The 24,724-nt window shown below is 49.8% G+C and carries 23 protein-coding genes; 15 read left to right on the plus strand and 8 right to left on the minus strand.

Annotated features, from left to right (window positions below; translation table 11 throughout):
* The first annotated feature begins 146 nt into the window (after positions 1 to 146).
* Positions 147 to 1,049, plus strand: a complete 903-nt coding sequence (locus B5066_RS05035; RefSeq protein WP_079474852.1) for a cation diffusion facilitator family transporter — start codon at positions 147 to 149, stop codon at positions 1,047 to 1,049.
* Between the two features lie 30 nt (positions 1,050 to 1,079).
* Here the strand turns inward: B5066_RS05035 and B5066_RS05040 are convergent, their stop codons facing one another.
* Together B5066_RS05040 and B5066_RS05045 are read right to left on the minus strand one after the other, a co-directional pair.
* Positions 1,080 to 1,970, minus strand: coding sequence for an alpha/beta hydrolase (locus B5066_RS05040; protein ID WP_079474853.1), 891 nt, complete (start codon positions 1,968 to 1,970; stop codon positions 1,080 to 1,082).
* Positions 1,971 to 2,064: 94 nt separating this feature from the next.
* Entirely contained in the window at positions 2,065 to 2,367 is a 303-nt protein-coding gene (locus B5066_RS05045; protein WP_079474854.1) for a hypothetical protein, read from the minus strand.
* A 322-nt stretch (positions 2,368 to 2,689) separates the two neighbouring features.
* On the opposite strand from B5066_RS05045, the gene B5066_RS05050 reads away from it, so the two are divergent.
* From B5066_RS05050 to melA, 4 genes are all read left to right on the plus strand, one after another.
* Positions 2,690 to 4,186: a potassium/proton antiporter gene (locus B5066_RS05050; protein WP_094907578.1), complete on the plus strand. Its 1,497-nt coding sequence runs from the start codon at positions 2,690 to 2,692 to the stop codon at positions 4,184 to 4,186.
* A 169-nt stretch (positions 4,187 to 4,355) separates the two neighbouring features.
* The gene (locus B5066_RS05055; protein ID WP_079474856.1) at positions 4,356 to 5,309 is read left to right on the plus strand and encodes an AEC family transporter; all 954 of its coding nucleotides are present in this window, start codon (positions 4,356 to 4,358) and stop codon (positions 5,307 to 5,309) included.
* A gap of 201 nt (positions 5,310 to 5,510) precedes the next feature.
* A complete protein-coding gene (locus tag B5066_RS05060) occupies positions 5,511 to 6,554 on the plus strand; it encodes a LacI family DNA-binding transcriptional regulator (protein ID WP_079474857.1) in 1,044 nt (347 codons plus the stop codon).
* A gap of 55 nt (positions 6,555 to 6,609) precedes the next feature.
* A complete protein-coding gene (gene melA / locus B5066_RS05065; RefSeq protein WP_079474858.1) occupies positions 6,610 to 7,911 on the plus strand; it encodes an alpha-glucosidase/alpha-galactosidase in 1,302 nt (433 codons plus the stop codon).
* 50 nt (positions 7,912 to 7,961) lie between these two features.
* Here the strand turns inward: melA and B5066_RS05070 are convergent, their stop codons facing one another.
* Positions 7,962 to 9,524 carry a solute symporter family protein gene (locus tag B5066_RS05070; RefSeq protein ID WP_079474859.1) on the minus strand — a complete coding sequence of 521 codons (1,563 nt, stop codon included), beginning with the start codon at positions 9,522 to 9,524 and terminating at the stop codon, positions 7,962 to 7,964.
* Positions 9,521 to 9,889 (minus strand): DUF485 domain-containing protein, encoded by a 369-nt coding sequence (locus tag B5066_RS05075; protein WP_079474860.1) that lies wholly within the window; start codon positions 9,887 to 9,889, stop codon positions 9,521 to 9,523. Before B5066_RS05075 ends, B5066_RS05070 begins: the two co-directional genes overlap by 4 nt.
* A 293-nt stretch (positions 9,890 to 10,182) precedes the next feature.
* Here B5066_RS05075 and B5066_RS05080 point away from each other — a divergent pair, with 293 nt between their 5' ends.
* The 6 genes from B5066_RS05080 (at position 10,183) to B5066_RS05105 (ending at position 15,947) form a co-directional block, all read left to right on the plus strand.
* Positions 10,183 to 10,542 carry a Na-translocating system protein MpsC family protein gene (locus tag B5066_RS05080; RefSeq protein ID WP_079474861.1) on the plus strand — a complete coding sequence of 120 codons (360 nt, stop codon included), beginning with the start codon at positions 10,183 to 10,185 and terminating at the stop codon, positions 10,540 to 10,542.
* Between the two features lie 210 nt (positions 10,543 to 10,752).
* Positions 10,753 to 11,754 carry an XdhC family protein gene (locus B5066_RS05085; RefSeq protein WP_179124033.1) on the plus strand — a complete coding sequence of 334 codons (1,002 nt, stop codon included), beginning with the start codon at positions 10,753 to 10,755 and terminating at the stop codon, positions 11,752 to 11,754.
* The gene (locus B5066_RS05090) at positions 11,751 to 12,353 is read left to right on the plus strand and encodes a nucleotidyltransferase family protein (RefSeq protein WP_079474863.1); all 603 of its coding nucleotides are present in this window, start codon (positions 11,751 to 11,753) and stop codon (positions 12,351 to 12,353) included. The genes B5066_RS05085 and B5066_RS05090 overlap by 4 nt, the downstream gene beginning before the upstream one ends.
* Positions 12,329 to 13,195, plus strand: a complete 867-nt coding sequence (locus B5066_RS05095; protein ID WP_079474864.1) for an FAD binding domain-containing protein — start codon at positions 12,329 to 12,331, stop codon at positions 13,193 to 13,195. Before B5066_RS05090 ends, B5066_RS05095 begins: the two co-directional genes overlap by 25 nt.
* Positions 13,192 to 15,468: a xanthine dehydrogenase subunit D gene (gene pucD, locus B5066_RS05100; RefSeq protein WP_079474865.1), complete on the plus strand. Its 2,277-nt coding sequence runs from the start codon at positions 13,192 to 13,194 to the stop codon at positions 15,466 to 15,468. The genes B5066_RS05095 and pucD overlap by 4 nt, the downstream gene beginning before the upstream one ends.
* A 44-nt stretch (positions 15,469 to 15,512) precedes the next feature.
* Positions 15,513 to 15,947, plus strand: a complete 435-nt coding sequence (locus B5066_RS05105) for a (2Fe-2S)-binding protein (protein ID WP_079475069.1) — start codon at positions 15,513 to 15,515, stop codon at positions 15,945 to 15,947.
* Positions 15,948 to 16,052: 105 nt separating this feature from the next.
* On the opposite strand, the gene B5066_RS05110 is transcribed toward B5066_RS05105, so the two are convergent.
* The gene (locus tag B5066_RS05110; RefSeq protein ID WP_143745397.1) at positions 16,053 to 16,259 is read right to left on the minus strand and encodes a hypothetical protein; all 207 of its coding nucleotides are present in this window, start codon (positions 16,257 to 16,259) and stop codon (positions 16,053 to 16,055) included.
* A gap of 746 nt (positions 16,260 to 17,005) precedes the next feature.
* On the opposite strand from B5066_RS05110, the gene B5066_RS05115 reads away from it, so the two are divergent.
* Positions 17,006 to 17,434: a small multi-drug export protein gene (locus B5066_RS05115; RefSeq protein ID WP_079474867.1), complete on the plus strand. Its 429-nt coding sequence runs from the start codon at positions 17,006 to 17,008 to the stop codon at positions 17,432 to 17,434.
* A 58-nt stretch (positions 17,435 to 17,492) separates the two neighbouring features.
* Here B5066_RS05115 and B5066_RS05120 read toward each other — a convergent pair whose 3' ends face one another.
* The 3 genes from B5066_RS05120 to B5066_RS05130 all read right to left on the minus strand — a co-directional run bounded on the left by B5066_RS05120 (position 17,493) and on the right by B5066_RS05130 (position 21,084).
* On the minus strand, positions 17,493 to 18,599 hold the full coding sequence (locus tag B5066_RS05120; RefSeq protein ID WP_079474868.1) for an AI-2E family transporter: 1,107 nt from the start codon (positions 18,597 to 18,599) through the stop codon (positions 17,493 to 17,495).
* 170 nt (positions 18,600 to 18,769) lie between these two features.
* Positions 18,770 to 19,894: an ABC transporter ATP-binding protein gene (locus B5066_RS05125; protein WP_079474869.1), complete on the minus strand. Its 1,125-nt coding sequence runs from the start codon at positions 19,892 to 19,894 to the stop codon at positions 18,770 to 18,772.
* Positions 19,895 to 20,349: 455 nt separating this feature from the next.
* Positions 20,350 to 21,084, minus strand: coding sequence for an SDR family oxidoreductase (locus B5066_RS05130; protein ID WP_079474870.1), 735 nt, complete (start codon positions 21,082 to 21,084; stop codon positions 20,350 to 20,352).
* A gap of 143 nt (positions 21,085 to 21,227) precedes the next feature.
* Here B5066_RS05130 and B5066_RS05135 point away from each other — a divergent pair, with 143 nt between their 5' ends.
* From B5066_RS05135 to ggt, 3 genes are read left to right on the plus strand one after another with little or no spacing between them, the layout of a single operon-like run.
* On the plus strand, positions 21,228 to 21,902 hold the full coding sequence (locus B5066_RS05135; protein ID WP_179124034.1) for a GntR family transcriptional regulator: 675 nt from the start codon (positions 21,228 to 21,230) through the stop codon (positions 21,900 to 21,902).
* A complete protein-coding gene (locus B5066_RS05140; protein ID WP_244897346.1) occupies positions 21,895 to 23,079 on the plus strand; it encodes an amidase in 1,185 nt (394 codons plus the stop codon). The genes B5066_RS05135 and B5066_RS05140 overlap by 8 nt, the downstream gene beginning before the upstream one ends.
* 15 nt (positions 23,080 to 23,094) lie before the next feature.
* A complete protein-coding gene (ggt, locus tag B5066_RS05145) occupies positions 23,095 to 24,708 on the plus strand; it encodes a gamma-glutamyltransferase (protein WP_244897347.1) in 1,614 nt (537 codons plus the stop codon).
* Positions 24,709 to 24,724 lie beyond the last annotated feature (16 nt).

The raw sequence follows: 24,724 nt of genomic DNA on the forward strand, positions 1-24,724 counted from the left end.
TTCTACGTCCATTAACGTATTCCCTTCAAAGGAAAAATTTAGACATTATTTTATTCAAAAGAAAGTTTGAATGAAAAGGAAGAAGTGGTATAATATACTCAAAGGAATATTTGAATATAAAAGATAAAGAAACAGGAGGAGACAATATGGCACATGGAGGGCACAGCCACGACCATGGAACAACAAACCAGACCGCCCTGAAATGGTCGTTTATTTTAATTACTGTATTTATGGTTGTTGAAGTGATCGGCGGCCTGTGGACAAACAGCCTGGCGCTCTTATCCGATGCGGGGCATATGCTGAGTGACTCGGCGGCTCTTGGGCTCAGCTTTGCGGCAATATGGTACGGCAGCCGCAGCGCGACTTCGTCGAAGACTTACGGCTACCGCCGGTTTGAAGTGCTGGCCGCTTTTATCAACGGCCTCGCGCTTCTTGTCATTGCGGTATATATTACGTACGAAGGCATTCAGCGCCTCATGGATCCGCCGTCAGTTATCAGTACAGGGATGCTTATCGTGGCCGCCATCGGCCTGATCGTCAATATCATCGTTGCCCGCATTCTTCACAGCGGGGATAACCATGAAAATTTAAACGTGCGGAGTGCGTTTTTGCACGTGCTGGGAGACCTGCTCGGCTCGGTCGGTGCCATTACAGCGGCGATTTTAATCATGCTGTTTGGATGGAGTCTTGCTGACCCGATTGCAAGCATGCTCGTGGCAGTGCTTGTTTTTATTAGCGGCCTTCGGGTGCTGCGGGACTCGGTGCACGTATTAATGGAAGGCACGCCGGAAGACATCAATACGAAGCAGGTGAAAGAGGACCTGCTGACTATCGAGCATGTCAAGGATATTCACGATCTGCACGTTTGGTCGATTACGTCGGATTTCCCTGCGCTCAGCTGCCACCTGGTCGTGGAGGAAGGGACGAGCCAGCAGGAGGCACTAAAAAATGCCAACGAGCTGCTGCACCAGGAATACGGCATTCATCATACGACAATTCAAATCGACATGGAAAACCGCGATATTTGCGAAGATACGATCTGTAATTAAAAAAACCGCCTTTTGTAGGGGCGGTTCATTTTATTTAAAGGCGCGTTTTAACGCGTGAATGATCGTGGTCCATGCTTCGAGCGCGGTTTCTTCATTTCCCATGTGCGTAAATCCATGACTGGTCGCAGAAAATGGGTAATGCTGCACAGCAACGCCGGCTTTTTCCAGGCGGCTCACATATTGCGTCGCCTCTCTGGCGAGCGAATCGTATTCAGCAGTAATAACGAGTGCCGGAGGCAGGCCTTCGAGCTCTTCAGCATACAAAGGGGATGCGTAGGGATGACGGGCATCCTGCGGCGTCTGCAGGTAGCTGTCGTTAAAGATTTGGGCGATATACGGCGGGATGGCGGTCGAATAGGCCGGCTTCTCATAGGGATCGGTCTGCAGGTCGAGTACGGGGTAGTCGAGAACCTGGAGCTTTGGAAGCTTATGACCGGTATCGCGCAGCATTAAGCTTGCCGTAGCTGCAAGGTTGCCACCCGCACTGTGTCCGCCGAGCACATAGTTATTCATCTGCAGCGAAAGGCGGCCGGCATGGGCCATAAGCCATTCAATTATCTCAAACACTTCAAGTACGGTTGCCGGGAAGCGGGTCTTCGGAGCCAGATGGTAATCTACGTTCACTACCACACACGGAGTCTCAGCGGCAATGTGTTTGCACCAGCCCTCGTCTTCATAAGCGCTGCCCATCACAAACCCGCCGCCGTGCAGATTAATGTATACCGGATGTTTTTTGGAAACATCTGCCATCGGGTAATAAATATGTACCGGGGTTACGCCGGGAGTTGTTTCGACCAGGTAGGAGGTAGTGCTGACCGTGTCCGCTGCGGGCGGGGTGATATATGACTGGGACTGCTGGCTGACCCGTTTTTGAAAAGAACGCAGCATCGCTGCCTGTGTAGCCGTTTTCCATTTGGTCATAGGTACCTGCTTCCTTTCCTGAAGGGGTTAAAAATCGTATTCCTGTTTTTATGTAAAAATAAACAGGACACGCCTGCGTAAGGCGCGTCCTGCTTTAAATTTCTTTTTCATTCTGCTGGCTGAAGGCTTCTACAATCAGCCAGATGCCGGTGAGGATGTGCATAAACATACCCACAACCGGGATATAGCCGACGACGGAGGTGATGATGCCAAGAATGTTGCCGCTTTTCTTTTGTTTGTCATAAATCGATGCGATAAGAGCGATGATATGGACTACCAGCATAATCTGCAGTGGCAGATAGCCTGTGCCGAAAATAATAAGCCCGCCGATGATCGGAATGCCAAGAAATAGTTCGATCCCGCCGGTGACCCATTTGAGTATCCGGGACGTCTCCATGGACGGATGCCTCCTTATTAATATGCGTATACCACTATACGTCTTTTCCCAGGGAAAGGTTTCATTACGCATGCAGACGACGGAGGGCCGATTACTATGGAGAATAAAAAATCAATGTTAAAATAAAAAGAGTATATTATTATGTACCAATTTTCCCCGTTTCACGCAGGAAGTAAACTGCGTTCTTCTGTACCAATTCCAGACAAGCATTTTGGCGCGGCCGCCGTTTTCCTGCTTTGGCCGTGTAATTTTTCCTTACCAGGATACCGGATAACTATAAAACATAACGTATGAAGTGTATGCGTCATGAAAGGAACGAAACATATTGGATTTTTTAGAAGCAAATAATGGGGTGGTGCTGCTTGTCGGTTTGCTGCTGGTAGCCGGCATTATTGTTGCTAAATTCTCGAACCGGCTTGGGCTGCCCGCTCTGGTACTGTTTATTCTGATCGGTATGCTTATCGGCAGCGATGGTTTGGAAATCATTTATTTTGATAACGCGGAAGTAGCCCAGCTGGTTGGTATATTTGCCCTTGTCATCATCCTCTTTGAAGGGGGGCTGCAGACAAAATGGGCGACGGTGCGACGGGTGGCGGCGCCTTCAATTTCACTTGCCACTGCGGGTGTATTGATTACATCCGTATGTATTGGAGGAGTGGCGTATCTGCTGCTCGACTTTACCTGGTACGAAGCACTGCTTCTCGGGTCGATTGTCGGCTCCACTGATGCGGCTGCCGTTTTTGCTGCTTTAAAAGAAAGAAACATTAAAGCCAAGCTTGGGGCCACGCTGGAAGCAGAATCGGGCACAAACGATCCAATGGCTGTTTTTTTAACTATTTCTTTTATTGAACTGCTGACCAATGCGGATGCCAACATATGGATGCTCATTCCTTCATTTTTCTGGCAGATCGGTGCGGGGATCATTTTCGGGCTGTTGGTCGGACGCTTCGCGTCGTTTGCGATTAACCATATCGGCCTTGAATCGAGTGGCCTGTACCCGATTTTTTCAGTGGCATTTGCGCTTCTGGCCTACAGTGTGACAGCAGCCATTGGTGCAAGCGGCTTTTTGGCGGTATACGTAGCCGCGCTTGTGATCGGCAATTCCGAGCTTACATTCCGCTACTCGATCTTTCAATTTAATGAAGGGTTCGCCTGGATGAGCCAGATACTTATGTTTATTATTCTTGGCCTGCTCGCCTTTCCGGGACAGGTGTTTACGGCAGACATCATGCTTGCCGGTATTGCGCTGTCCTTTATCCTGATGTTTATTGCAAGGCCGCTCGCTGTCTTTATATCTACGGCATTTCTCGGCTATACGCTGAAAGAAAGAACATTCTTATCATGGGCAGGGCTGCGCGGAGCAGTGCCGATCGTTCTCGCGACGTTTCCCGTGGTTGCCGGACTCGACAATGCCCAGCTGATTTTTAACCTCGTATTCTTTATCGTATTGACCTCAGCGCTGATTCAGGGGTCAAGCATCTCCTATGTGGCAAAGCTTCTGCATCTGGTAGGGCCGAAAAAAGAAATTCCCTACCATTCTATCGAGCTTGTAAGCATGGGCTCAGCGAATGCGGAAATGGTACAGTTTGAAGCGAGCGAAGAATCAGCGATTGTCGGTAAACAGCTGTATGAAATTAATTTTCCCAATGATGCCACTGTGAGCGCGATGGTGCGAAACGATGAACTTGTGACGCCCGGAGGCAATACAGAGATCCAGGAGGGAGACTTTCTGTACATTCTCGTTTCCAGACAGCAAAAAGATGACCTGCGGCGGCTGCTGAACCGAAAGAAGCATCCTGAGCCAAAAACGACGCCATAACGGCCCGCTGTTCTCCTGCAGGAGAACAGCTTTTTTCACGCAGGGGAAGCGTTTGCATGAAATTTATTGATGCCTCAAGCTTTCATTTGTTTTCAATCAGCTGTGATTTATATTAAGATGAAGGACGTATACTACCAGGGAAAATAATGTAAGAACCGAGGCGAGAAAAATGTCCATTATTGATATAATTACACCGGTGTTTATGATGACTGTGTTGATCGCAATCGGTGTGATCACCTCTAAAACGATTGATGTATCGGTGGAAACGCGCCGTTTTATTTCCTTTACAGCTATTAATTTTGCGCTGCCAGCCGTGATTATGTACAGCATCTTTCAGCTCGACTTCAACAGCTCCACCTGGTCGTCGTTTGCCATGATCTACTTATGTGCACTCGGGCTCACGTGGACAGGCATGGCTGTTGGCTACGGGGTTGGCCGTTCCTTTCATTATACAGACATAGAAGCACGTCAGCTGGCAATTGTTGCAGGCTGCAGCAATTCGGGGTTTATCGGCATTCCGCTCATTACCATTTTGTTTGGTCCCGAAGCGGGGTCTTATGCGGCCGTCTATGATGCCGGCACGACGACAAGCGTATTTACGATTGGTATTCTGCTTTTGAAGCCGGGGCGGTTTTCGTTCAAGCAGCTTACATCAATTCTGAACACGCCGTTCTTAACACTTGTATGTTCTGTACTGCTTGCATCTGCAGGGCTCGTTATTCCAATGTTTTTCCTCGAAACAGTAAATACAATATCCGGGCTCGCGGCTCCGCTTGCGATGATTTTGATCGGTCTGCTTATACCTACCATTACCTCCGCTAATTGGAAGATGGTGAAAACAGGGTACAAGCGTTTCATTGGCTCTGCCGTAGTCGTAAAGGTGCTTGCCGTGCCAGCTATTGCCTGTCTGTTAGTATGGCTGCTTCCGATTCCGGAGCTTCTCGGTAAAATTATTATTGTCCAATCCTCCATGCCGACCATCACGCTGGCGGCGGTATTATTTGAACGCTACGTGCATGGAAGGTCCAACCAGCTCGGAATTGTGGCGTTGATCGCAACGACCGTATTCAGCCTGCTCATGCTGCCTCTAACCGTATTTGTAGCGCAGCATATTGCCGGTTAAGCCGAAGTACCCGGGGTACTTCGGTTTTTTTAAAAGAAATTAGTTAAATTTTTAGTTAACATATTTTTATATTTTTAAATTCACTAGCGATTTGTTTGTGAGTGAAGAGAAAAAATGATTGTAAGCAGTTAATAATTTTGATAAAGTAAAGTAAATTAATAAAAATATGAAGTAAATTTTTACTGAAAGGAAAGGGTTGTGATGGCTACTATTAAAGATATTGCTGCCAGGGCTCAAGTGTCTGCGGCGACGGTGTCCCGGGTGCTGAACCACGACGAAACGCTCTCGGTTTCCAGGGACACGAAGGAAAGAATTCGCCAGATTGCCCAGGAGCTTGCCTACGTACCAGTGAAGGCCCGAAAAAAAAACGGCAGAAAAAGAAAAATGAGAATCGGAATCGTGCTGAACCAGCCAAGCGACCTGGAAAAAGATGATCCGTACTTTTATCCAATCCGTCAGGAAATTGAAGATGAATGCATGCGCCAGGGGGTGGAGCAGGCACGGCTATTTTATTTGCCGACCATCCAAAGCGATCCAGCCGTGCAGGAAGTGGACGCATTCATTTTGATCGGGCGTATCCATAAGGAAGTAGCTGAGTTTCTGAAGCGTAACCAAAAACAGGTCGTATTTATCAGTCATTCGCCAAACGATGAGCAGTTTTCGTCGGTGAGTATCGACTTTGAACAGGCAGCCGGCAAAGTAATGCGTCATCTGCTTGACCAGGGCTACAAGAAAATCGGCTATATTGGAGGTCTTGAGGCAGAGCACGGTTTCCGCCAAAGTGTGGAAATTGAAGACAAACGCGAGACCGTATTTAAACAACTGATGGACGCTTCTGGCTATTCCTATAAAAACAATATACACATTGGTGAATTTACAATGGACGATGGGTACCGGATGGGGTGGAAAGCCATTGAGCAGGGCACTCTGCCGGAAGCGTTTTTTATTGCCAGTGACCGAATGGCGATAGGAGCGCTCCGTGCTTTTCAGGAGCATGGCATCCGTGTGCCGGAGGACGTGGCGGTTGCAAGCTTTGATGGTACGGAGCTTGCCCAGTATGCGAGCACGCCGCTTACGACGGTAAATATCCCGACAAAGGAAATGGGGCGGATGGGGCTGCGTAAGCTGCTAATGACTGATGATTCGGTTCTGCCAATGAAGTGGGTCCTGCCGTCAAAGCTGATTGTACGGGAAAGCTGCGGGAGTCGGACAAACAAGCTTCTAGATTCATTAGAAAAGGGGTAATTCCTTTTTCTACTTATATTTGAATGCGCTTACAAATACTCAAGGAGGAAAACAAATGACAAAATTAACGTTTATTGGAGCCGGGAGTACTGTTTTTGCTAAAAATATCCTCGGAGACTGTATCGTTTCCCCAAAACTGCAGCATCTCGAGGTTGCCCTCTATGATATTGATGCAGAGCGGCTGAGTGACTCCGAGCAGATGCTGAACCATTTGATTAATACTTATGAAAGCAGCATCCGGGTTACAGCACATAATGACAGAAGAGAAGCCCTGCGCGGAGCTTCCTACGTCGTTAATGCCATTCAGGTGGGAGGCTATGAGCCCTCTACTGTTATTGATTTTGAGGTGCCAAAAAAATATGGACTTGAACAGACGATCGGGGACACAAACGGTATTGGTGGTCTGTTCAGAAACCTTCGGACCATCCCGGTTATGCTCGAAATTGCCGAAGATATGCGGGATGTATGTCCGGATGCGCTGTTTATGAACTATACGAATCCGATGTCAGCACTGACAAAGGCTATGACAGAACATGGAGGCATACGCACTGTCGGTCTTTGTCACAGTGTGCAGGTATGCGTGCCGGAGCTGTTTGAACTGCTCGGAATGGACGATGAAGGCGTCAGTGCCAAAATTGCTGGCATTAACCATATGGCCTGGCTGCTTGAAGTAAAAAAGGACGGCATCGACCTGTATCCTGAAATTAAGCGGCGTGCCAAAGAAAAACAAAAGGAAACGCACGGGGATATGGTGCGCCTCGACATGATGGAAAAGTTTGGTTATTACATTACTGAGTCTTCGGAGCATAATGCAGAGTATTATCCATATTATATCAAGAGGAACTATCCCGAACTGATTAACAAATTTAATATTCCGCTCGATGAATACCCGCGGCGCTGTGTTCACCAAATTGAGGAATGGAAAGAACGGCGTGACCAGTTTGTCGAAAACGAGCAGCTGACGCACGAACGCTCGAAGGAGTATGCCTCGTATATGATCGAAGCGATGGAATACAACGAACCGATTGTGATTGGCGGTAACGTCATGAACACGGGTGGCCTGATTTCCAACCTGCCTGAGGAAGCGTGTGTGGAGGTGCCGTGTGTTGTGGATGCAAACGGAGTTACTCCAACTTACGTAGGCAAGCTGCCGGAACAGCTCGCAGCGCTGAACCGCAATGTCATCAACACGCAGATCATGAGCGTGGAAGCAGCTGTTTCCGGTAAAAAAGAGCACGTCTACCAGGCTGCGCTGCTTGATCCTCATACAGCTGCAGAGCTTTCGCCGGATGACATTATCGCTATGTGCGATGAACTGCTTGAGCGTCACGGAAACTGGGTGCCGGTCCTGCAGTAACAAATATATGTAAAAAAGCACCGGAGCGCTCCGGTGCTTTTTGTATGGGACTATTCGTCTTTTTTGATGGCCCGGCCCTGCAGATCGTATTCGCGGTAACCGGTATTGGCTTTGAATAGTACTTTGTCATAGCGTCCGGACTGCGCTTCTTTGGAAACAAGCGTCCCAATCCAGCCGCCGAGAAAGCCAAGCGGCACGGATACGATGGCCGGGTTCGTGAGCGGAAAAATTGCCTGGGCGGCGATAAATGCGCTGCCGTCCGGGTTCATAACGTTCGGGCTGATAATTACCAGGCCGACCGAGCTGACCAGGCCGACCGCAATCGCGGTGATGGCGCCGTTTGTATTAAAGCGTCTCCAGTAAATCGTATACACAATTACCGGCAGGTTCGCACTGGCAGCTACACAGAAGGCGAGTGCCACGAGAAAGGCTACGTTTAAATTCTGGGCAAAAATTGCCAGCGCAATGGAAAGAACAGCAACTGTCAGGGAAGCGGTACGGGCTGCGACTACCTGCTCGCGCTCGGTTACTTTCCCTTTTTTAATAATTTGTCCGTACAGGTCGTGGGCGAAGGCGCTGGCTCCGGAAAGCACGAGCCCTGCCACAACGGCGAGGATCGTTGCGAAGGCTACGGCACAGACAAAGGAGAACAACAGATCACCGCCAAGGGCCTGGGCGAGAAGCGGTGCGGCCATGTTACCGGCCGGGTTGGCAGCGATAATGTCCGAACGGCCAACAAAAATTGCAGCGCCAAAGCCTAAGCAGACTGTAAGGATATAAAAGATACCAACAATCCATGTAGCAGTAACAACTGAGCTGCGGGCTGTTTTCGCGTCTTTAACAGTAAAGAAGCGCATCAGAATATGTGGAAGGCCGGCTGTACCGAGCACAAGCGCCACCATCAGGGATAGCGAATCCAGCGGCAGTTTATCCTGCTGGCCTGGATTCAGGAAGTTCGTTCCGGCCGGTGTCGCCTGGCCTGCTTCCCGGAACATGGCAATGACGTTAAAGTTAAACTGCCACAGCACCATGATGGAAATAATCAATGTACCAATCATGAGTAGTACAGCTTTCGTAATCTGTACCCAGCTGGTAGCAGTCATGCCGCCAAACAGTACATAGGTAGTCATCATCACACCTACCAGAATAACGGCCCAAAGGTATGGGATGCCAAACAGCAGCTGAATTAATGCACCAGCCCCTACAAGCTGGGCAATCATGTAAAAAATGACGATGGTGATCGTACTGAAAGCCGCCGCGCCGCGTATTTTTTTCGCATCAAAGCGCGCATTCAGCATGTCCGCAAGCGTGTACTGGCCGAGGTTACGGAGCGGTTCAGCGACCACAAACATAACGACGAGGTAGGCTACCAGATAGCCGATACTGAAAAGAAAGCCGTCAAAGCCGTATAGCGCAATGGCACCGGCAATCCCAAGAAAGGAAGCGGCTGATAAGTAGTCCCCGGAAATCGCGAGGCCGTTCTGCCAGCCGGTCAGTCCGCCGCCGGCTGTATAAAAATCACTGGCCGAGCTCGTTTTTTTCGCTGAATAGTATGTTATTACGAGGGTAAGGCTGACTATTGCAAGAAATAGAATAATGACCGTGGCATTCATGAATGATCCCCCTTAGCTTTGCGTTCTTCTTCCTCGATGATAGCTTCGGCATCTTTATCAAATTTTGCAGATTTGCGTACGTAGAGAATACAGAGCGTCCAGGTCATGGCAAACTGGGCAAACGCAAGTATCCAGGCCCAGGTAATCGGTCCGATCGCCGAATTATTGAGTACGTCTGAGGTGATTATTAAAACAGGAAGAGATAAGTAAAATAGCAGAAAGAACACCGTTAAGGGAGCAATGAATTTTCTCTTTTTCGACATGAGTTTTTTGAACGCAGGGTTTTCGACGGCTTCGGAGTATTTCACTCCGCCTCCGGAAGTAAAGGTTTCGTCGGTTGCTCCAGACTCTTTTTTAACAGCCATATTTTTTCCTCCTTTTTCAAATAAAATGCAGTTAGCGTAAATGGGATCAAAGAATCGACAGCAACGAAATACAACAGAAAGGAAGGAGACAAATTAAACTTATAATATGAAAGCGCTTCCGTCAATCAAAAATGTCAGAAAAAATCCAAAATTGTTGCATAACAGTAGGTGCAGGACATAAAATAGTTCAAAACTACTAGACATTAACTCGTTTGTTAAAAAATTTTTCATGAAAATAGGCTGGAAACACATGATCCGTTATAATTAAGCGTGAGTGAAAGGAAGGGTTAAACGTGTGGGAAAAGCAGTTTGAAAGTGAAAAATGGATAAAACAGCAAATTGCTCAGTTGTACAACAGGGTGAACCAGGAGATGTACGAGGTGGGAGTAAAAACGTTAAAGGTGGAACTGTTACAAAACAAGTGTATTATTTTCGCGGAACACAAGCGTGTGCCCGCCCTTCGTGCGCTCGAACAGGGCAACAGGGCACTGGCAGAACAGGTGGACGCAGCGCTCGTGGACGAATTCAAAAAACGGCTGCACCATCTGCTGGTAAAGGAGATGGAGCTGCCGGTACGCACTGTATTAAAGGATTTTGACCCAGCTTCAGGCGCCGCATCGACAGTGATCTATCTAAATGAAAAAGAGCGTTAGATTACATGACATCTTTCCTTACAGACGGTCGGGATAGAAGTAGAATAAATACAAACAGTTAAGAAGAAGGCCTGCTGTAGACCGGCGGTTCTTCTCTTTCTATCCAGACGGAAGCTTGATTCCTGTTAGACGGGGATGAAGAGGCCGGAGAAACACAGGAACAGCCGCCTGTGCCTTTCTCCGGCTTTTTTTATAAAAGGAGTGAAAGATATGGACCACTTGCATGATATTATTCCGGAGCTCTCTGCAGAAGAAAAGCAAGTGCTGGCCACGATCAGGAATGTGGAGGGGTCGGCATACCGGAAAGAAGGCACGACTATGTTGTTAAAGGCAGATGGCAGCTCTGTCGGCATGCTGAGTTCGGGATGCCTTGAAGGGGATTTGCAATGCCGCATCGAAGACGTGCATGCCAAGGGCCCCCAGGCGGTTTCATATGATATGCGGGGATACAGGGAGCTGTCCTGGGGAGAGGGCACTGGATGCAACGGAGTGATTGAAGTGCTGCTTGAACCGGTAACGAAAGCACTTGCTACTTCGATGCGCCGTATGCACGCTGCCGTGAATCAGGGAAAAATGGTGCTTAGGTGGACTGCGGCCGCCGGCGGCGGCTGGTTCGTTTGCGGGGAAGAGCCGGACGAGCAGGCAAAAAAGCTGGCTGCACAGGCCGCCGGTATGAAACGCGGGAGTGGCCGAAGCTCTATTTCAGATGGTCAAGGCGAAAAAATATATGTCCAGACGATCCGCCCGAAGCCAAGGCTGTTTATTTTCGGAAGCGGCCCGGATGCACGTCCGCTTGTACAAATGGCTATGCGGTGCGGGTACGAGGTTACGGTGCTTGACTGGCGTCCGGCCTATCTGGACGCTGTGAAAAACGAAGTGCCGGAGGCCCGGCAGATACCTGGTTTCCCCGATGAATGGTGGAGGAGCACAGCGTTCCGCAATGGGGACATGGCAGTAGTCATGACCCATCACTTTGAAAGGGACAGAGAAGCACTGGTTCATCTTTTGCAGGAGCCGATGGCCTATATTGGGGTGCTCGGTTCAAAGACGAGAACGAAACGCTTGCTGCAGACAGAGGTGCTGCCGGAGATTATTACAACTCCCATCGGTTTATCTATCGGGGCGGAAGGACCTGAAGAAATTGCGGTGAGCGTGGTCGGACAGCTGATTGCCCTTCAGAATAGCGCAACAGCTAACGAGGTGATGGCATGAAAACAGCAGTCATTTATTTAGCTGCGGGGAAGAGCTCCCGCATGGGACATAATAAACTGGAAAAGCCGTGGAAGGGCACAACGCTTGGAAGCAGTGCGCTGCAGCAGGTGTTAACAAGCAGCGTGGACGAAGTGATTGTCGTAACAAATCAGTCTTTATGGATAGATGACAGAATATTCGGACGATGCAAAAGTCCTGTGCGTATAGCAGCCAGCCCGCAGGCAAGGAAAGGACAGGCGTATTCTCTTCGTGCTGGCATGAATGAAGCGGTGCGCCTCGGAGCAGAGGCGGTTCTGGTGGTGCTTGCTGATCAGCCCGGTTTGAAAGCTGAAACGATCGACCGGTTGATCGCGCAGGCCCAGACGCACAGTTGCGATTTTACAGGCATGTGGACCGGCCGGCATTACCAGCCGCCTATGCTGTTCAAACAACAGATGTTTGCTGCACTGCAGAGTGTGGAGGGCGACCGCGGGGCCGCTTCCATTCTACGGGAAGCGTATGTATGGAAGGGGCATCCGTATGGGGGCTTTCGTTACCTGGAACAGTTCGACGTCGACACTGAGGAGGAATACAGATGGCTGCTGCAAATCAATCAGTAATGCCGGTTGTATGGATGCCGGCAACAGTGCAGGAAGCTTTTGCATTGTACGAGGAATATTTTCCTGACGTGGAATGGATCGCCGGAGGCACGTGGCGGCAGATCGAGCGGGAAAAAGGGACGGCATTTGCCGGAAATATAATTGCACTTGAACAGGTTTCGGAGCTAACGTCTGTGCACGAGGAAGAAAACTACATGCGGATCGGCGCCTGTATGACGCTCGAAGAGTTAATACAGGAACCTTACATTTCCCGGGAAATACTCGGAGAAGCGCTGCGGCAGATCGCTGCTCCGGCTGTACGCACGCGTGGCACCATGGGCGGCAATATTATGTATGGTCATGGAGATGCGCTGCCGGCACTAATGGCGCTGCAGGCAGAGCTCGAAGTTTGGAATGGCAGGTCGTATGCCCGCCTTCCAGTGGAAGAAGCGGCTTCCTATGAAGGGACATTCCTATTAACGGCTGTTCTGCTGCCAAAAACGCCAGAAGCCAGTGGGGGCGATGTTCATTTTTTTGAAAAAATCGGCCGCCGGGAAGCATTTACCGCTTCGCTTCTTGCTGTAAGCGGCTGCGCCCGCAGGCAGGCAGGCGGAAGCTGGAAAGCAAGGCTGGCGCTAGTGGGTGGAAAAGACGCTCCGGTGAGGCTTCGCCGTGCAGAAGCATGTGTGGCCGAGTCCGGGTGGACGCCGGAAGCGTTTTTTAAGGCGCTTGAAGCTGATTATCAACCGGGGGATGAACCATTTTCTTCAGGGAGCTACCGCCTGCAGGCAGCTGCCCATTTATTTTTATCCCGCCTGTGGCTCGAAGATAATGCAGAAAAAGGAGGGGTGCATAACGTATGAAGCAGCCAGAATACCAGCGCCGGCCGGACGCTGAGCCCAAAGTAACCGGCTCGTTGAAATATTTAACCGACCGCTTTGAAGACCATATGCTGATTGGCAAGGTGATGAGAAGCAAGCACCCGCACGCCCGTATTAAAAATATTGATACGTCAGCGGCCGAAGCAATCCCGGGGGTTTATGCAGTGCTGACTCATAAAGACGTGCCGGGGTTAAACCGCTTTGGTATCGTTATGCCGGACCAGCCCGTTTTTTGTGAAGACAGAGTGCGCTATACGGGCGATGCGGTAGCCGCTGCAGCAGCAGAGTCAGCCGAAGCAGCAGAGAAAGCTCTGGCGGCTGTCGTAGTGGAATACGAGCCGCTGCCTGTACTTGATTCTGTCGAAAAAGCCCTGAGTCCCGGAGCGGAACAGCTGCACGAAATGGGCAACATTCTGCATGAAGCTTTCTATACACGCGGCGATCTGCAGCAGGGCTTTGCCGACTGTACCTGTATTGTTGAAGAAACGTATCAGCTGCCCCGCCAGATGCACGGCTATATGGAAACGGAAGGTGGAGTGGTAGTCCCAGGACAGGACGGCGGCATTTCCGTGTACATGGCTACTCAGCACGGATTCAAAGATCGTTTTCAGCTGTCAAGAATTCTGGACACTCCGGAAGAGAAAATACGCATCATTTCGAGTCCGATCGGAGGCTCGTTCGGCGGCAAGGATGAGCTGAACCTGCAGCCGTACGGAGCACTGCTGGCCCTGAAAACCGGCCGGCCGGTCCAAGTGCATAACACCCGGAAAGAATCGGTACGGGCGGGACTAAAGCGCCACCCAATGGCGATTACGATGCGGACTGGGGCAGATGAAAGCGGACGCGTACTCGCGCACGAAACGACAATTTATGCTGATACCGGGGCGTATGCCACGCTCGGTCCGGCCATTCTGGAATTTGCTGTCGAACATGCCAGCGGGCTGTATCCAATCCCAAATATTAAGACGACCGGCGTTTCCGTGTTTACGAATAACGGCGTAGCTGGAGAGTTCCGGGGATTTGGCGGCAACCAGGTGACGTTTGCGCTTGAGGGACAGATGGACCGGCTGGCCGAAAAACTTGGAATGGAAGGCGGACAGCTGCGTTTTATAAATATGAGGAAACCTTCAGATGCCGGGCCGCTTGGGCAGGAAATCGCTCCGACGGATGGCGGAAAGATGGTGCTTGATGACGTTGCCGCCTGGCAGCAGCTGCCGCTAAGTAATACGGGAGAACCCCCGTGGTTAAAAAACGGCCGGGGAGGCGCTGTTTCCATGCATGGAGGCGGTCTTGGCTACGGACGGCTGGACCCTTCTGGTGGACGGCTCGCGCTTACGAAGGAGGGCAAGCTCGAGGCTGCTTTTGGTTTTGAGGAATGCGGACAGGGCATTGTAGCCGTGATTGAAACGGTGATGAAAGAGGCTTTTTCCTGTAATGACGAAGATATTGAAATCACGATCGGTGATACAAGCAAAGTACCGGTTTCCGGTTCAACGACTGCTTCACGAGGCACGGGGATGATCTGGACAGCGGTGGAAAACATGAAGGCCTTATTTAGCAGGCAGCTGCTGACTGAAGCATCCAGGGTAACCGGGACCGCAGCGGCGGATTTGTACCTGGGTGCAGGGGGCATCCATAAAAGCGGCACAGAGTCTTCGCTCTTTTTAAGCTACAAAGCGCTGGCGGAGTATGTACAGGCCGGAGATATTGAGACGCATACCTCGTTTGATTTTCCAGTGACGCCGGATGAAATTGACTCCGGTCATTATTTGTATTCCTTCGGCGGCGTGAGTGCAGAGGTAGAAGTGAACCTTTTGACCGGCGCCGTACGGGTACTTGACCTGAAACAGTCGGTGTCCGCCGGGCCGGTTGTGTATCCGCAGGGGTACAGGGGACAGATTGAAGGCGGCGGCATCATGGCGCTGGGGCACACGCTGATGGAGGACGCCGTGATGGAAGAAGGACGCTATCAGACAGAAAATTTCGATACGTATTTAATGCCGGGAGTAAAGGATCTGCCGGATAACGTGACAGTAAAGCCGCGTGAAGAAGTAATGGAAGGGGACACATACGGACCTAGAGGCGTAGGAGAAATAGGAACAATTGCCGTGGCGCCGGCCATCGCTGAAGCTATTTACCAGGCAATTGGCGCCCGGCCAAAAAAGCTTCCCGTCTCAAGAGAGTGGATACTACATCAGATTCAGCAAAGGGGGCTTCTGCCTTGGAACAAACCAGAAAAGATGCCCGGGGGATAGAACACCGGCAGGGAGTAAATGTGTGTACTTTTTACCTTAACGGGATGCAGGTGAGTGTTAATGCTTCTCCTCTGGCCCGGGTCGTTGATATGTTAAGGGATCAGCTGCACGAAACAGGTACGAAAATTTCCTGTGGTATCGGAAGGTGCGGTGCGTGTTCAATCTGGGTGAACGGCCAGCTCACCAGCTCATGTCTGCTGCTTGCCTATCAGGTGGAAGGAAAGGAAGTAACAACTATTGAAAGTATAGGCACAGAGGAGCGCTGTAGTATCGTGCAGGAGGCATTTATTAACGAAGGAGGCTTTCAGTGCGGCTACTGTACACCGGGAATGATCATGGCCACAGAGGCCCTGCTGAAACAAACCCCGGACCCGAGCGATGAAGAGATACGGGACGGCCTGTCGGGAAACATCTGCAGGTGTACGGGCTACAGCGGCATCATCCGGGCAGTAAAAGCAGCCGCAGCCAGACTTGCATAATAACAAGGGCCAAACGTTTCAACCCTGCAAGTACGGATTTGCTAAAACAGATAAACAAAAGCCGGCATCCCCAAGTATGCCGGCTTCCCCCTGTTATATCTCTATTTATGTTACTTTACGGAGCGGTATGACGGTTTTGTACCTGCGCGATACTTTGTCATAAGCTTGCAGAAGTCTTCGCATCACTTCCACTTTTTTCTCCGAATCGACGCCCTGATCGAGGATCGTACGGGACAGATCCATGAAGCTCTGATGCGGATCATCAGAAGATTCAAGCAATTCCACATAAAGCGTCTCATTTTTTTCCGGCACTGCCATTCGCCTCCCTTAACACTTTTTACACCATTGTCGAAAGGAAAAGTTTGTTACGTATACCGTACCACGATCCAAAAACGGAAGAAATGCTAAATAAGTAACAATTCTAATTACAGATGACTGGACGCAAGAAATCTCTAGTCCAGTAAAAAAACAACAAATGTGAAGAAAGTTTGTAATATTGTTCTAAAATAAGGGCTGCAAATGCTTTAATATCAACACTTCACTGTTTTGGAACAAAAAGGAAGACGCTGGCCATAAAATGTGTGACCGTGAGGGATGTCCTTTTTTCAAGAATAAAGGCCTATCTTTTTAGCTGAATATACAGAGGCTTTCTAGTGCAGGAACAAAAAGAAAAATACTGCCATATAAGTGATTTTAAGTCATAGGAATAGTGAGAACATTAGAAAAGTATTGAATATGCATATGAAAGGACTATTTACCTGTTTTCACTTCTTTTTCCTTGAAAAATCGTTAAAAAATAGACAATCAGGACGTTTTTTTACAAGCGATTAATCGAAAAAAGCTCTGCTGGCTAAAGTGTGTAATAAAATTACAAGTAGTTGTATATAGTGAAAGGCTTTGCAATTTTTCCGGTATCTCAAGTTATGTTTAGTTAAAAGCACATATAATGACATACAAAGAGTTAACTTGATCTTGATAGTTTTTTTCGCTTCCCAACCGAAATAACGCGTGCTAAAATAATTTTTGTATGAAATTTCGGTAAGGAAGGGGGAGAAATAATGGAATATATTTTGATGGCTTCATTGGCTTGGTTTATGGGGTTTTTTCCACTTTTTGAAATTTATATTGCCGTACCTGTAGCAATGGGGGCAGGCTTTGACCCGGTATCAGCTGTCCTGTGGGCGGCCGTAGGAAACTTCATGGCGGTGCCGACTGTGACGTTTTTTTACAGCCAGTTGAAACGAATCAGATTCTTTTCCAATTGGATGGAGAAGTTAGCTGCCAATCGATTCCGGGGAAATATTGAGCAGTACGGAGGATGGGTTATCCTGCTGCTGGCGCCTATTGCAGGCGTCTGGGCCATTTCCGTTATTGCCAAAGCCATCGGCATGTCAAAGCGGACATTGTTTCTCTCCACCGGTACGAGTATTGTAATCTACGGGGTTGCTATTGCGGGTTCAATGCAGCTTGGACTCGGCTGGTTTTAAAAATTACGGCGCAAAAAGCCGGCAGTTCGCAAAATAATGCGGCTGCCGGCTTTTTCAGTTAAATCATTTCTTCGCCGCGATGCTTTTTTCCGCGCCGATTTATTTTCCAAATCCAGTACAGGTTTGTTACGACCACTTTTAGGAGAGCATAAGCGGGGATGGCCAAAATTAATCCGAGAAGTCCGAACATGCTGCTTGCGAACAGCAGGACAAAAATGACGGTAACCGGATGGACTTTTAAGGCTCGGCCCATCACCTGCGGCGATATCAGGTTAGACTCAAGTTGCTGGACCACTATGACACCAAGAATAACGATAAGAGCTGTAAGAGGCGACTGGAAAAAACCAACGACCACGGCTGGTATAGTGCCGATGAAAGGACCGACGAACGGAACCAGGTTGGTCAGCATGCAGATGATACCCAGGATAAGCACGTAATCGAGGCCGATAATCCAGAAAAGAATCATGGAGAGGATCCCGACAATGAAACTGACAGTAATCTGTCCCTGAATATAGTTGGCAAGCGCCCGGTCCATGTCCTGCATAATTTTGTGAATTTCCGGACGGTGGTCGCGATCCACAAATTTCAGCATAAAGCCCGGGAGCTTGTGCCCTTCGCGCAAAATATAGAAAAGCACAAACGGAATAACAAATAGTACGACAAAAAAGCTGACAATAGCGCTTCCTACCGTCACAATGGTAGAAACTAGGGAATCGGTAATAGTGCTGGCTGAATTCTGAAGCTGAGAGCTGATTGAATCCATAGAAATATTATTTCCTTGCATAATAGGCTGGACAGCCGGATGGTTCTGGTTGTTCATAATAAAGGATTGCACTTGCTGGAAATAAACAGGGATCTGATTAATCAGCTGGTTAAACTGGCTGGCAATAATCGGTCCGATTAAATTAACTACCAGCACAATCAGGCCGATAAGCACAGCATACAAGAGCAGTATAGAGAGAGAACGGGGTATGTACTTGGAAAGAAGCACGACAAATGGACGGAACAAGTAGCTCAAAATACCAGAAATAATGACAGGAGCTGCCAGCGTTCCAATCAAAACAAACAGCGGATGAAAAATATACTCTACCTGCCGGGCCATAAAAGCAATAGCTAAAACGACTAATATTCCTAAACAGACACGAAACCATTTGTATTGGTACATGTTTTACGATCACCACTCTTTTCTTAATAAGGAATAAACGAAAATCAAGACGTTTGTACAGGTTCCCTTCATTATACAGCCAGAAACATAAAACTGGCGCCTGAATTTAAAAAAAGTACAAAAATATAAAAAAACACCTGCCCCAAATAGGACAGGTGCTGAAGTTTGCTTTACTGAGTAGCGGATAGTTCTTTTAGTTCTGGCGTCAGCACTTCTTCAGTATCCGGATTAAAGAAGTGACAGCGGTCCATGTTGAAGAAAAGGTCGAGTTTATCGCCGGCCTGAATACTGCTGTTGGCGTCCACGCGGGCAATAACCTGCTTGCCGTTAACGCTTGTGTAAAGAATCGATTCAGCCCCGTTCATTTCAGACACTTCGATATCAAGGTTCAGTTTGTTTTTCGACGATGTCGTTCCGCCCATCACGTGGTGGATGTCTTCCGGGCGAATGCCGAAGGTTACTTTTTCATTTTCAAAGCCCTGGTCCCGCAGAATCTGCATTTTGCTTTCTGGAATTTCGAGCTTGTGTTCTCCGAGCTCAAGAATGGTACCATTAATTTTTCCTTCCAGGAAATTCATTGCCGGTGAGCCGATGAAACCGCCTACAAAAACGTTCGCAGGATGGTCGTATACTTCTTTAGGAGAGCCGACCTGCTGCACAACACCGTCTTTCATAATAACGATACGGGTTGCCATCGTCATGGCTTCTGTCTGGTCGTGTGTTACATAAACTGTCGTACTGTTTAAGCGGCGGTGAAGTTTAATAATTTCTGTACGCATCTGCACACGCAGCTTTGCATCGAGGTTGGAAAGCGGCTCATCCATCAAGAATACTTTAGGGTCACGGACAATGGCACGGCCAAGAGCTACACGCTGACGCTGACCGCCGGAGAGTGCTTTTGGCTTACGGTCAAGGTATTCAGTCAGCCCAAGGATATCGGCTGCATTTTTCACACGCTGATCAATGTCATCTTTTTTGAATTTACGGAGCTTCAAGCCAAAGGCCATATTGTTGTATACGTTCATGTGCGGATACAGGGCGTAGTTCTGGAATACCATTGCAATGTCGCGGTCTTTAGGAGAAACGTCGTTCACGCGTTCATCCCCGATGTATAAATCGCCGTCCGTAATATCTTCAAGCCCGGCAATCATGCGTAGGGTCGTGGATTTCCCGCACCCGGAAGGACCGACAAAAACGATAAATTCCTTGTCCTCGACATCAAGATTAAAATCGTCTACTGCTGTAACGTCACCATCGTATTTTTTTGTAATGTGATTCATGCGGATACCAGCCATAATATGTTCGCTCCTTTTGAAGAAGTTTATGTTATCTGGTGTTTATATTAACGAAAACGCTTTCAAATTAATATAGACAACCTGAACAAAGTTAACAAATGAAACATTGTGCAAGGTGAATAGAAAAGCGTAGGGTGTTTGGTCACCATCTCCGACGGCTCGTCGGTTTCAGGCTGATTGAGACGAAGTCGCAAACGCTCTGAAATCACGAACGGACGGAGATGGTAACACCCGGAGCTGGACAGAAAGAAAAGCGTAGGAGCCTTGCTCAACCGCGACAGGTACTTCCCGGACGTGCAGGGCAGCCTGCTGCCCGAAACCGGCTGGAAAGTAACCCCGAGCGGTTAGGCTCCGAAGCTGGACAAAGAGAAAAGCGTAGAATGTTTATTTAAATGACGTTCGATTAAAATCGCTGCATCCTGTAGCAACACCGAGCCTCCTCCCTCGTGCGGCTCCTAGCTGCGCAGGAAGCCGCCTTCAGAATGAATGACCTGGCCGACGATCCAGTCCGCTTCGTCTGACAGCAGAAAGGCAATTGCTTTGGCTGCGTCCTCCGGCTGTCCGATTCGTCCTTTGCTGAATTTTTTCGACAGCTCTTTTTCCATGGCGGGGTCCATCCATCCGGTATTGGTCGGGCCCGGGTTAACGGCATTCACATTAATCTCATGCGGGGCAAGTTCGGCAGCCAGCGATTCGGTAAAGGCCCGCACTGCGGCTTTTGTAGAGACGTAGGCAATTTCGTTTACCATCGGGCCAAGATCCTGGCCGGAGGTCAGGTTTACAACTTTTCCGCTGATGCCAAAATCAATCCACCGCTGGGCGATTTTTGTAGTAAGCAGAAATGGCGTACGCATATTGACGTAATAATGCTGATCAAGCGACTCCCCGTCCAGGCGTTCGTAGTTGTCATTAGCAGAATAGGCGGCATTATTCACAAGCGCCGTCGGAAATAGCGGCAGTTCGTTCAGCTGGTCGATGAGCTCGTCCGGCGCTTCCGGGTTGGAGAAATCGGCTTCAATATAATAAATTTCGATGCCGAGCGTTTCGAGAGAAAGCTTGAATTCCGCCGCCCAGTCGATGTCTGAGCCCCAGGTCGTGAAAATAATATTTTCCCCGCGTTCAGCAAGCAGGCGGCAAACGGCAGCGCCGATCCCCCGGTCATGGCTTACTCCGGTTACTAGTGTTGTCATGGTATCGTCCTCCTTGAGCTTCTGTTTTTAATATGAAGGACAAGCGCGGTGAAAGTAAACCAAAAACTAGTTTGCAGAAAATGATTTTTCTGCTAGAATTATAAAAAATGTTTGTGATCACAGATCACAAAGGAGCGATTGCCGTGAATTTATCGTCCTTGCACGTGTCTACATTACGTACAGAAGTATATAAGCTGTTAAAGCAGCAGATTATTCAGGGTGAGCGAAAACCCGGACAAAAGGTAACCATCCGCCAGATCGCCCAGGATTTCGGAGTGAGTACAATGCCAGTGCGCGAGGCAATTACGACGCTGAAAACAGAGGGCTTTCTGTTTGAAGAAAAACGAAGCTTTTATGTAAGTCGTCTGTCTGCCAATGAAGTCCGGGAGCTGTTTGCTATCCGTAACAAACTCGAGGAACTGGCCGTCGGCTGGGCCTTTGAGCAGGCAGATGAAGCCGTCCTGCACAGCCTGCAGGAACGAATTGATGAAATGGACCGGTATGCCCTGGAGCCGGTGAAGTGGCGGAAGCAGAATCGTTTGTTTCATCAGGTATGGTACGAAGCGTCCCGCTCCGAGCCGCTGATGAAATCCCTCGAATACGTATGGAGCCGGATTGAGGCATATATGAACATCTATACAAACATCGAGTCGGACGTGCGTTCCATTCATACATCTCAAAAGGAACACAAGCAGATGCTGACCCTGCTGCAGGAAAATAAACGTGATGAGCTCCTGGAGCTAAACGGGAAGCACGCTAAAAAAACAGCTGAAGCCATCATTCAGGCTATCTCCGAGGAGGATGCGGCAAATGAATAACAAGGAAGCATTTATGAATAAGGAGCTTCGGCTCGAGCCCGCCATGGGCGGAACTCTTTCCGGATATACATTTGCAGTTAAAGACGTATTCGCGATTTACGGACAGAAAACATCTGCGGGCCATCCAGAATGGCTTCAGAGCCACCCGGAGAATCCTTTTACTGCACCGGCAATTGAACGCCTGCTACGGAACGGAGCGGCTCTTGCCGGCACAACGGTCAGCGACGAATTAATGTACAGCCTGCACGGTGACAATGTCCATTACGGCATGCCGGTCAATCCGGCAGACCCGGAGGCAATTCCGGGCGGTTCCTCGAGCGGATCGGCTTCAGCGGCAGCGGCCGGCAGCGTTGATTTTGCGGTTGGAACTGATACTGGAGGATCAGTGCGCGTCCCCTCGGCCTACTGCGGCCTTTACGGCATCCGTCCGACACATGGAGCCGTATCGATGGAGGGCGTCGTGCCGCTCGCTCCAAGCTTTGATACGATCGGCTGGATGAGTAGGGACGCTGATGCTTTACAGCAGGTTGGAAACGCGCTGCTGCCATCAGGGGACACAGAAACGCCGTACCGGACTGTCTGGTGGGAGGAAGAAGCGTGGGCAGAATACGCTGATGAATACAAGCAGGCGCTTGGAAAAGTATTTTCCGCAGTGCAGGCCCAGGCAGAAACGTTGAATGAAAACAAGCTGGCTGAAGATTCGCTCGCCGAATGGGCTGAAGTATTCCGGCTGCAGCAGGCAGTAGAGGTTGGGGAAACGCACCGGGAGTGGATCCATAAGCACCAGCCGGCCTTTGGGCCCGGTGTGCGGGAGCGTTTCGCGTTTGCCGCCGGCACCCGGCGGGAGGACTATCTCCATATATTTGCAAAACGGCAGGAACTGCAGAACGAAGTACAGCAGCGGCTCGGGCAGGACACTGTGATGGTCATCCCGACTGTCCCCGGGCCGGCACCGAAAATTCAGGCCGGGGAGAACGAGATCCAGGAAGTGCGGAAGCGCACAATGCAGCTGACTTGTATTGCCGGTATTGGCGGGCTTCCGCAGGTTACGATTCCAGTGGAACGGCCGGGAAAAGCCCCTATCTCCATTTCGATTGTAGCCAATCAGCACGATGACCGCCGGCTGCTGTCATTTGTCCAGCGAGTTGCCCGTCATCTTCAAAACATTGATTCATAAAAGGGAGCGATTACTATGATTTCATTTGATCCGCACCATCATCCTTACGCATCCTATCGCACACCAACGTACGGCAAAAAAGGCATGATTGCCACCTCGCAGCCGCTCGCTTCCCAGGTGGGGCTCGACATTCTAAAAAAAGGAGGCAATGCTGTGGATGCGGCCGTTGCTGTGGCAGCTAGCCTGACCGTGCTCGAGCCGACATCCAACGGCATCGGCGGCGACGCTTTCGCGCTTGTCTGGTTGGATGGTGAGCTTCACGGCCTGAATGCCAGCGGCTATGCGCCGGAGGCACTTTCCATCGACGGAATGTATAAAGACGGCTACGATGAAATGCCAAAACGAGGCCCGGTGCCTATTACCGTGCCAGGGGCGCCGGCCGCATGGGCGGAGCTGTCACGGGCATTTGGCAGACTTCCCTTTTCTGAGTTAATCGCCCCGGCTGTTGCTTACGCTGAGGAAGGCTACCCAGTGGCTTCTACACTCGCCACGCTGTGGAATTCTGCCTTTCAAACGCTGGAAGAGGAGCTTGATCCAACTGTATTTGCCGACTGGAGCCGGATATTCGCCCCGGAAGGACGCACTCCAAAGGCAGGGGAGCTGTGGAGCTCCAGTGAGCATGCATCCACGTTAAAGGAAATTGCTGACACAAAGGCAGAATCTTTTTACCGCGGGGACCTGGCGAAAAAAATGGACGCTTACCTGAAAGAGCAGGGCGGCTATCTGCGCTCCAAGGACCTGGCGTTGTACAAGCCGGAATGGGTGGAGCCGATTTCGGTTCATTACAAAGGCTATGACGTTTGGGAAATGCCGCCGAACGGCCAGGGCATTGTTGCTTTAATGGCCTTGAACATCTTAAAGGGATATAACTTTCAGGAGCGCGACAGCATCAATACTTTTCACCATCAGATGGAGGCGATGAAGCTTGCGTTTGTGGATGGGAAGAAATACGTTGCCCAGCCGGAGGCCATGTCCCGGACTACTGAAGAGCTGCTTGCAAATACTTATGGAGAGGCCCGGCGAAGTGAAATTGGAGACGAAGCGAAGGTTCCTGAAGCAGGGGACCCATACAACGGCGGCACGGTATATCTCGCGACCGCAGATGGGGAAGGCAATATGGTGTCGTTTATCCAGAGCAATTACATGGGATTCGGCTCGGGGATGGTCGTGCCGGGGACCGGTATCGCTCTGCACAACCGGGCGCATAATTTTTCCATGGATGAAAAGCATGCCAATGGGCTGATGCCCGGCAAGCGCCCGTACCATACCATAATTCCGGGCTTTTTGACGAAAGGAAACGAAGCTGTTGGCCCGTTTGGAGTCATGGGGGAATTCATGCAGCCCCAGGGCCACATGCAGATGATCATGAATACCATTGATTTCGGCCTTCATCCACAGGCCGCCCTGGACGCTCCGCGGTGGCAGTGGAAGCGGGACACCCTGATCACCGTGGAGCCTGGTTTTTCTGCAGCGACGGCCCAGGCGCTGAGCCGGCAAGGCCATACGGTAAAAATAGAAACAGAGTCTTCAAGCTTTGGCCGCGGCCAGATTATTTGGAGAGATCCGGAAACCGGGGTGCTCTGTGGGGGCAGTGAATCACGCACAGACGGCAGCATAGCTGCCTGGTAATAAAGAGAGAAGAGGT

This window comes from Marinococcus halophilus (assembly GCF_900166605.1).
Classification (GTDB): Bacteria; Bacillota; Bacilli; order Bacillales; family Marinococcaceae; genus Marinococcus; species Marinococcus halophilus.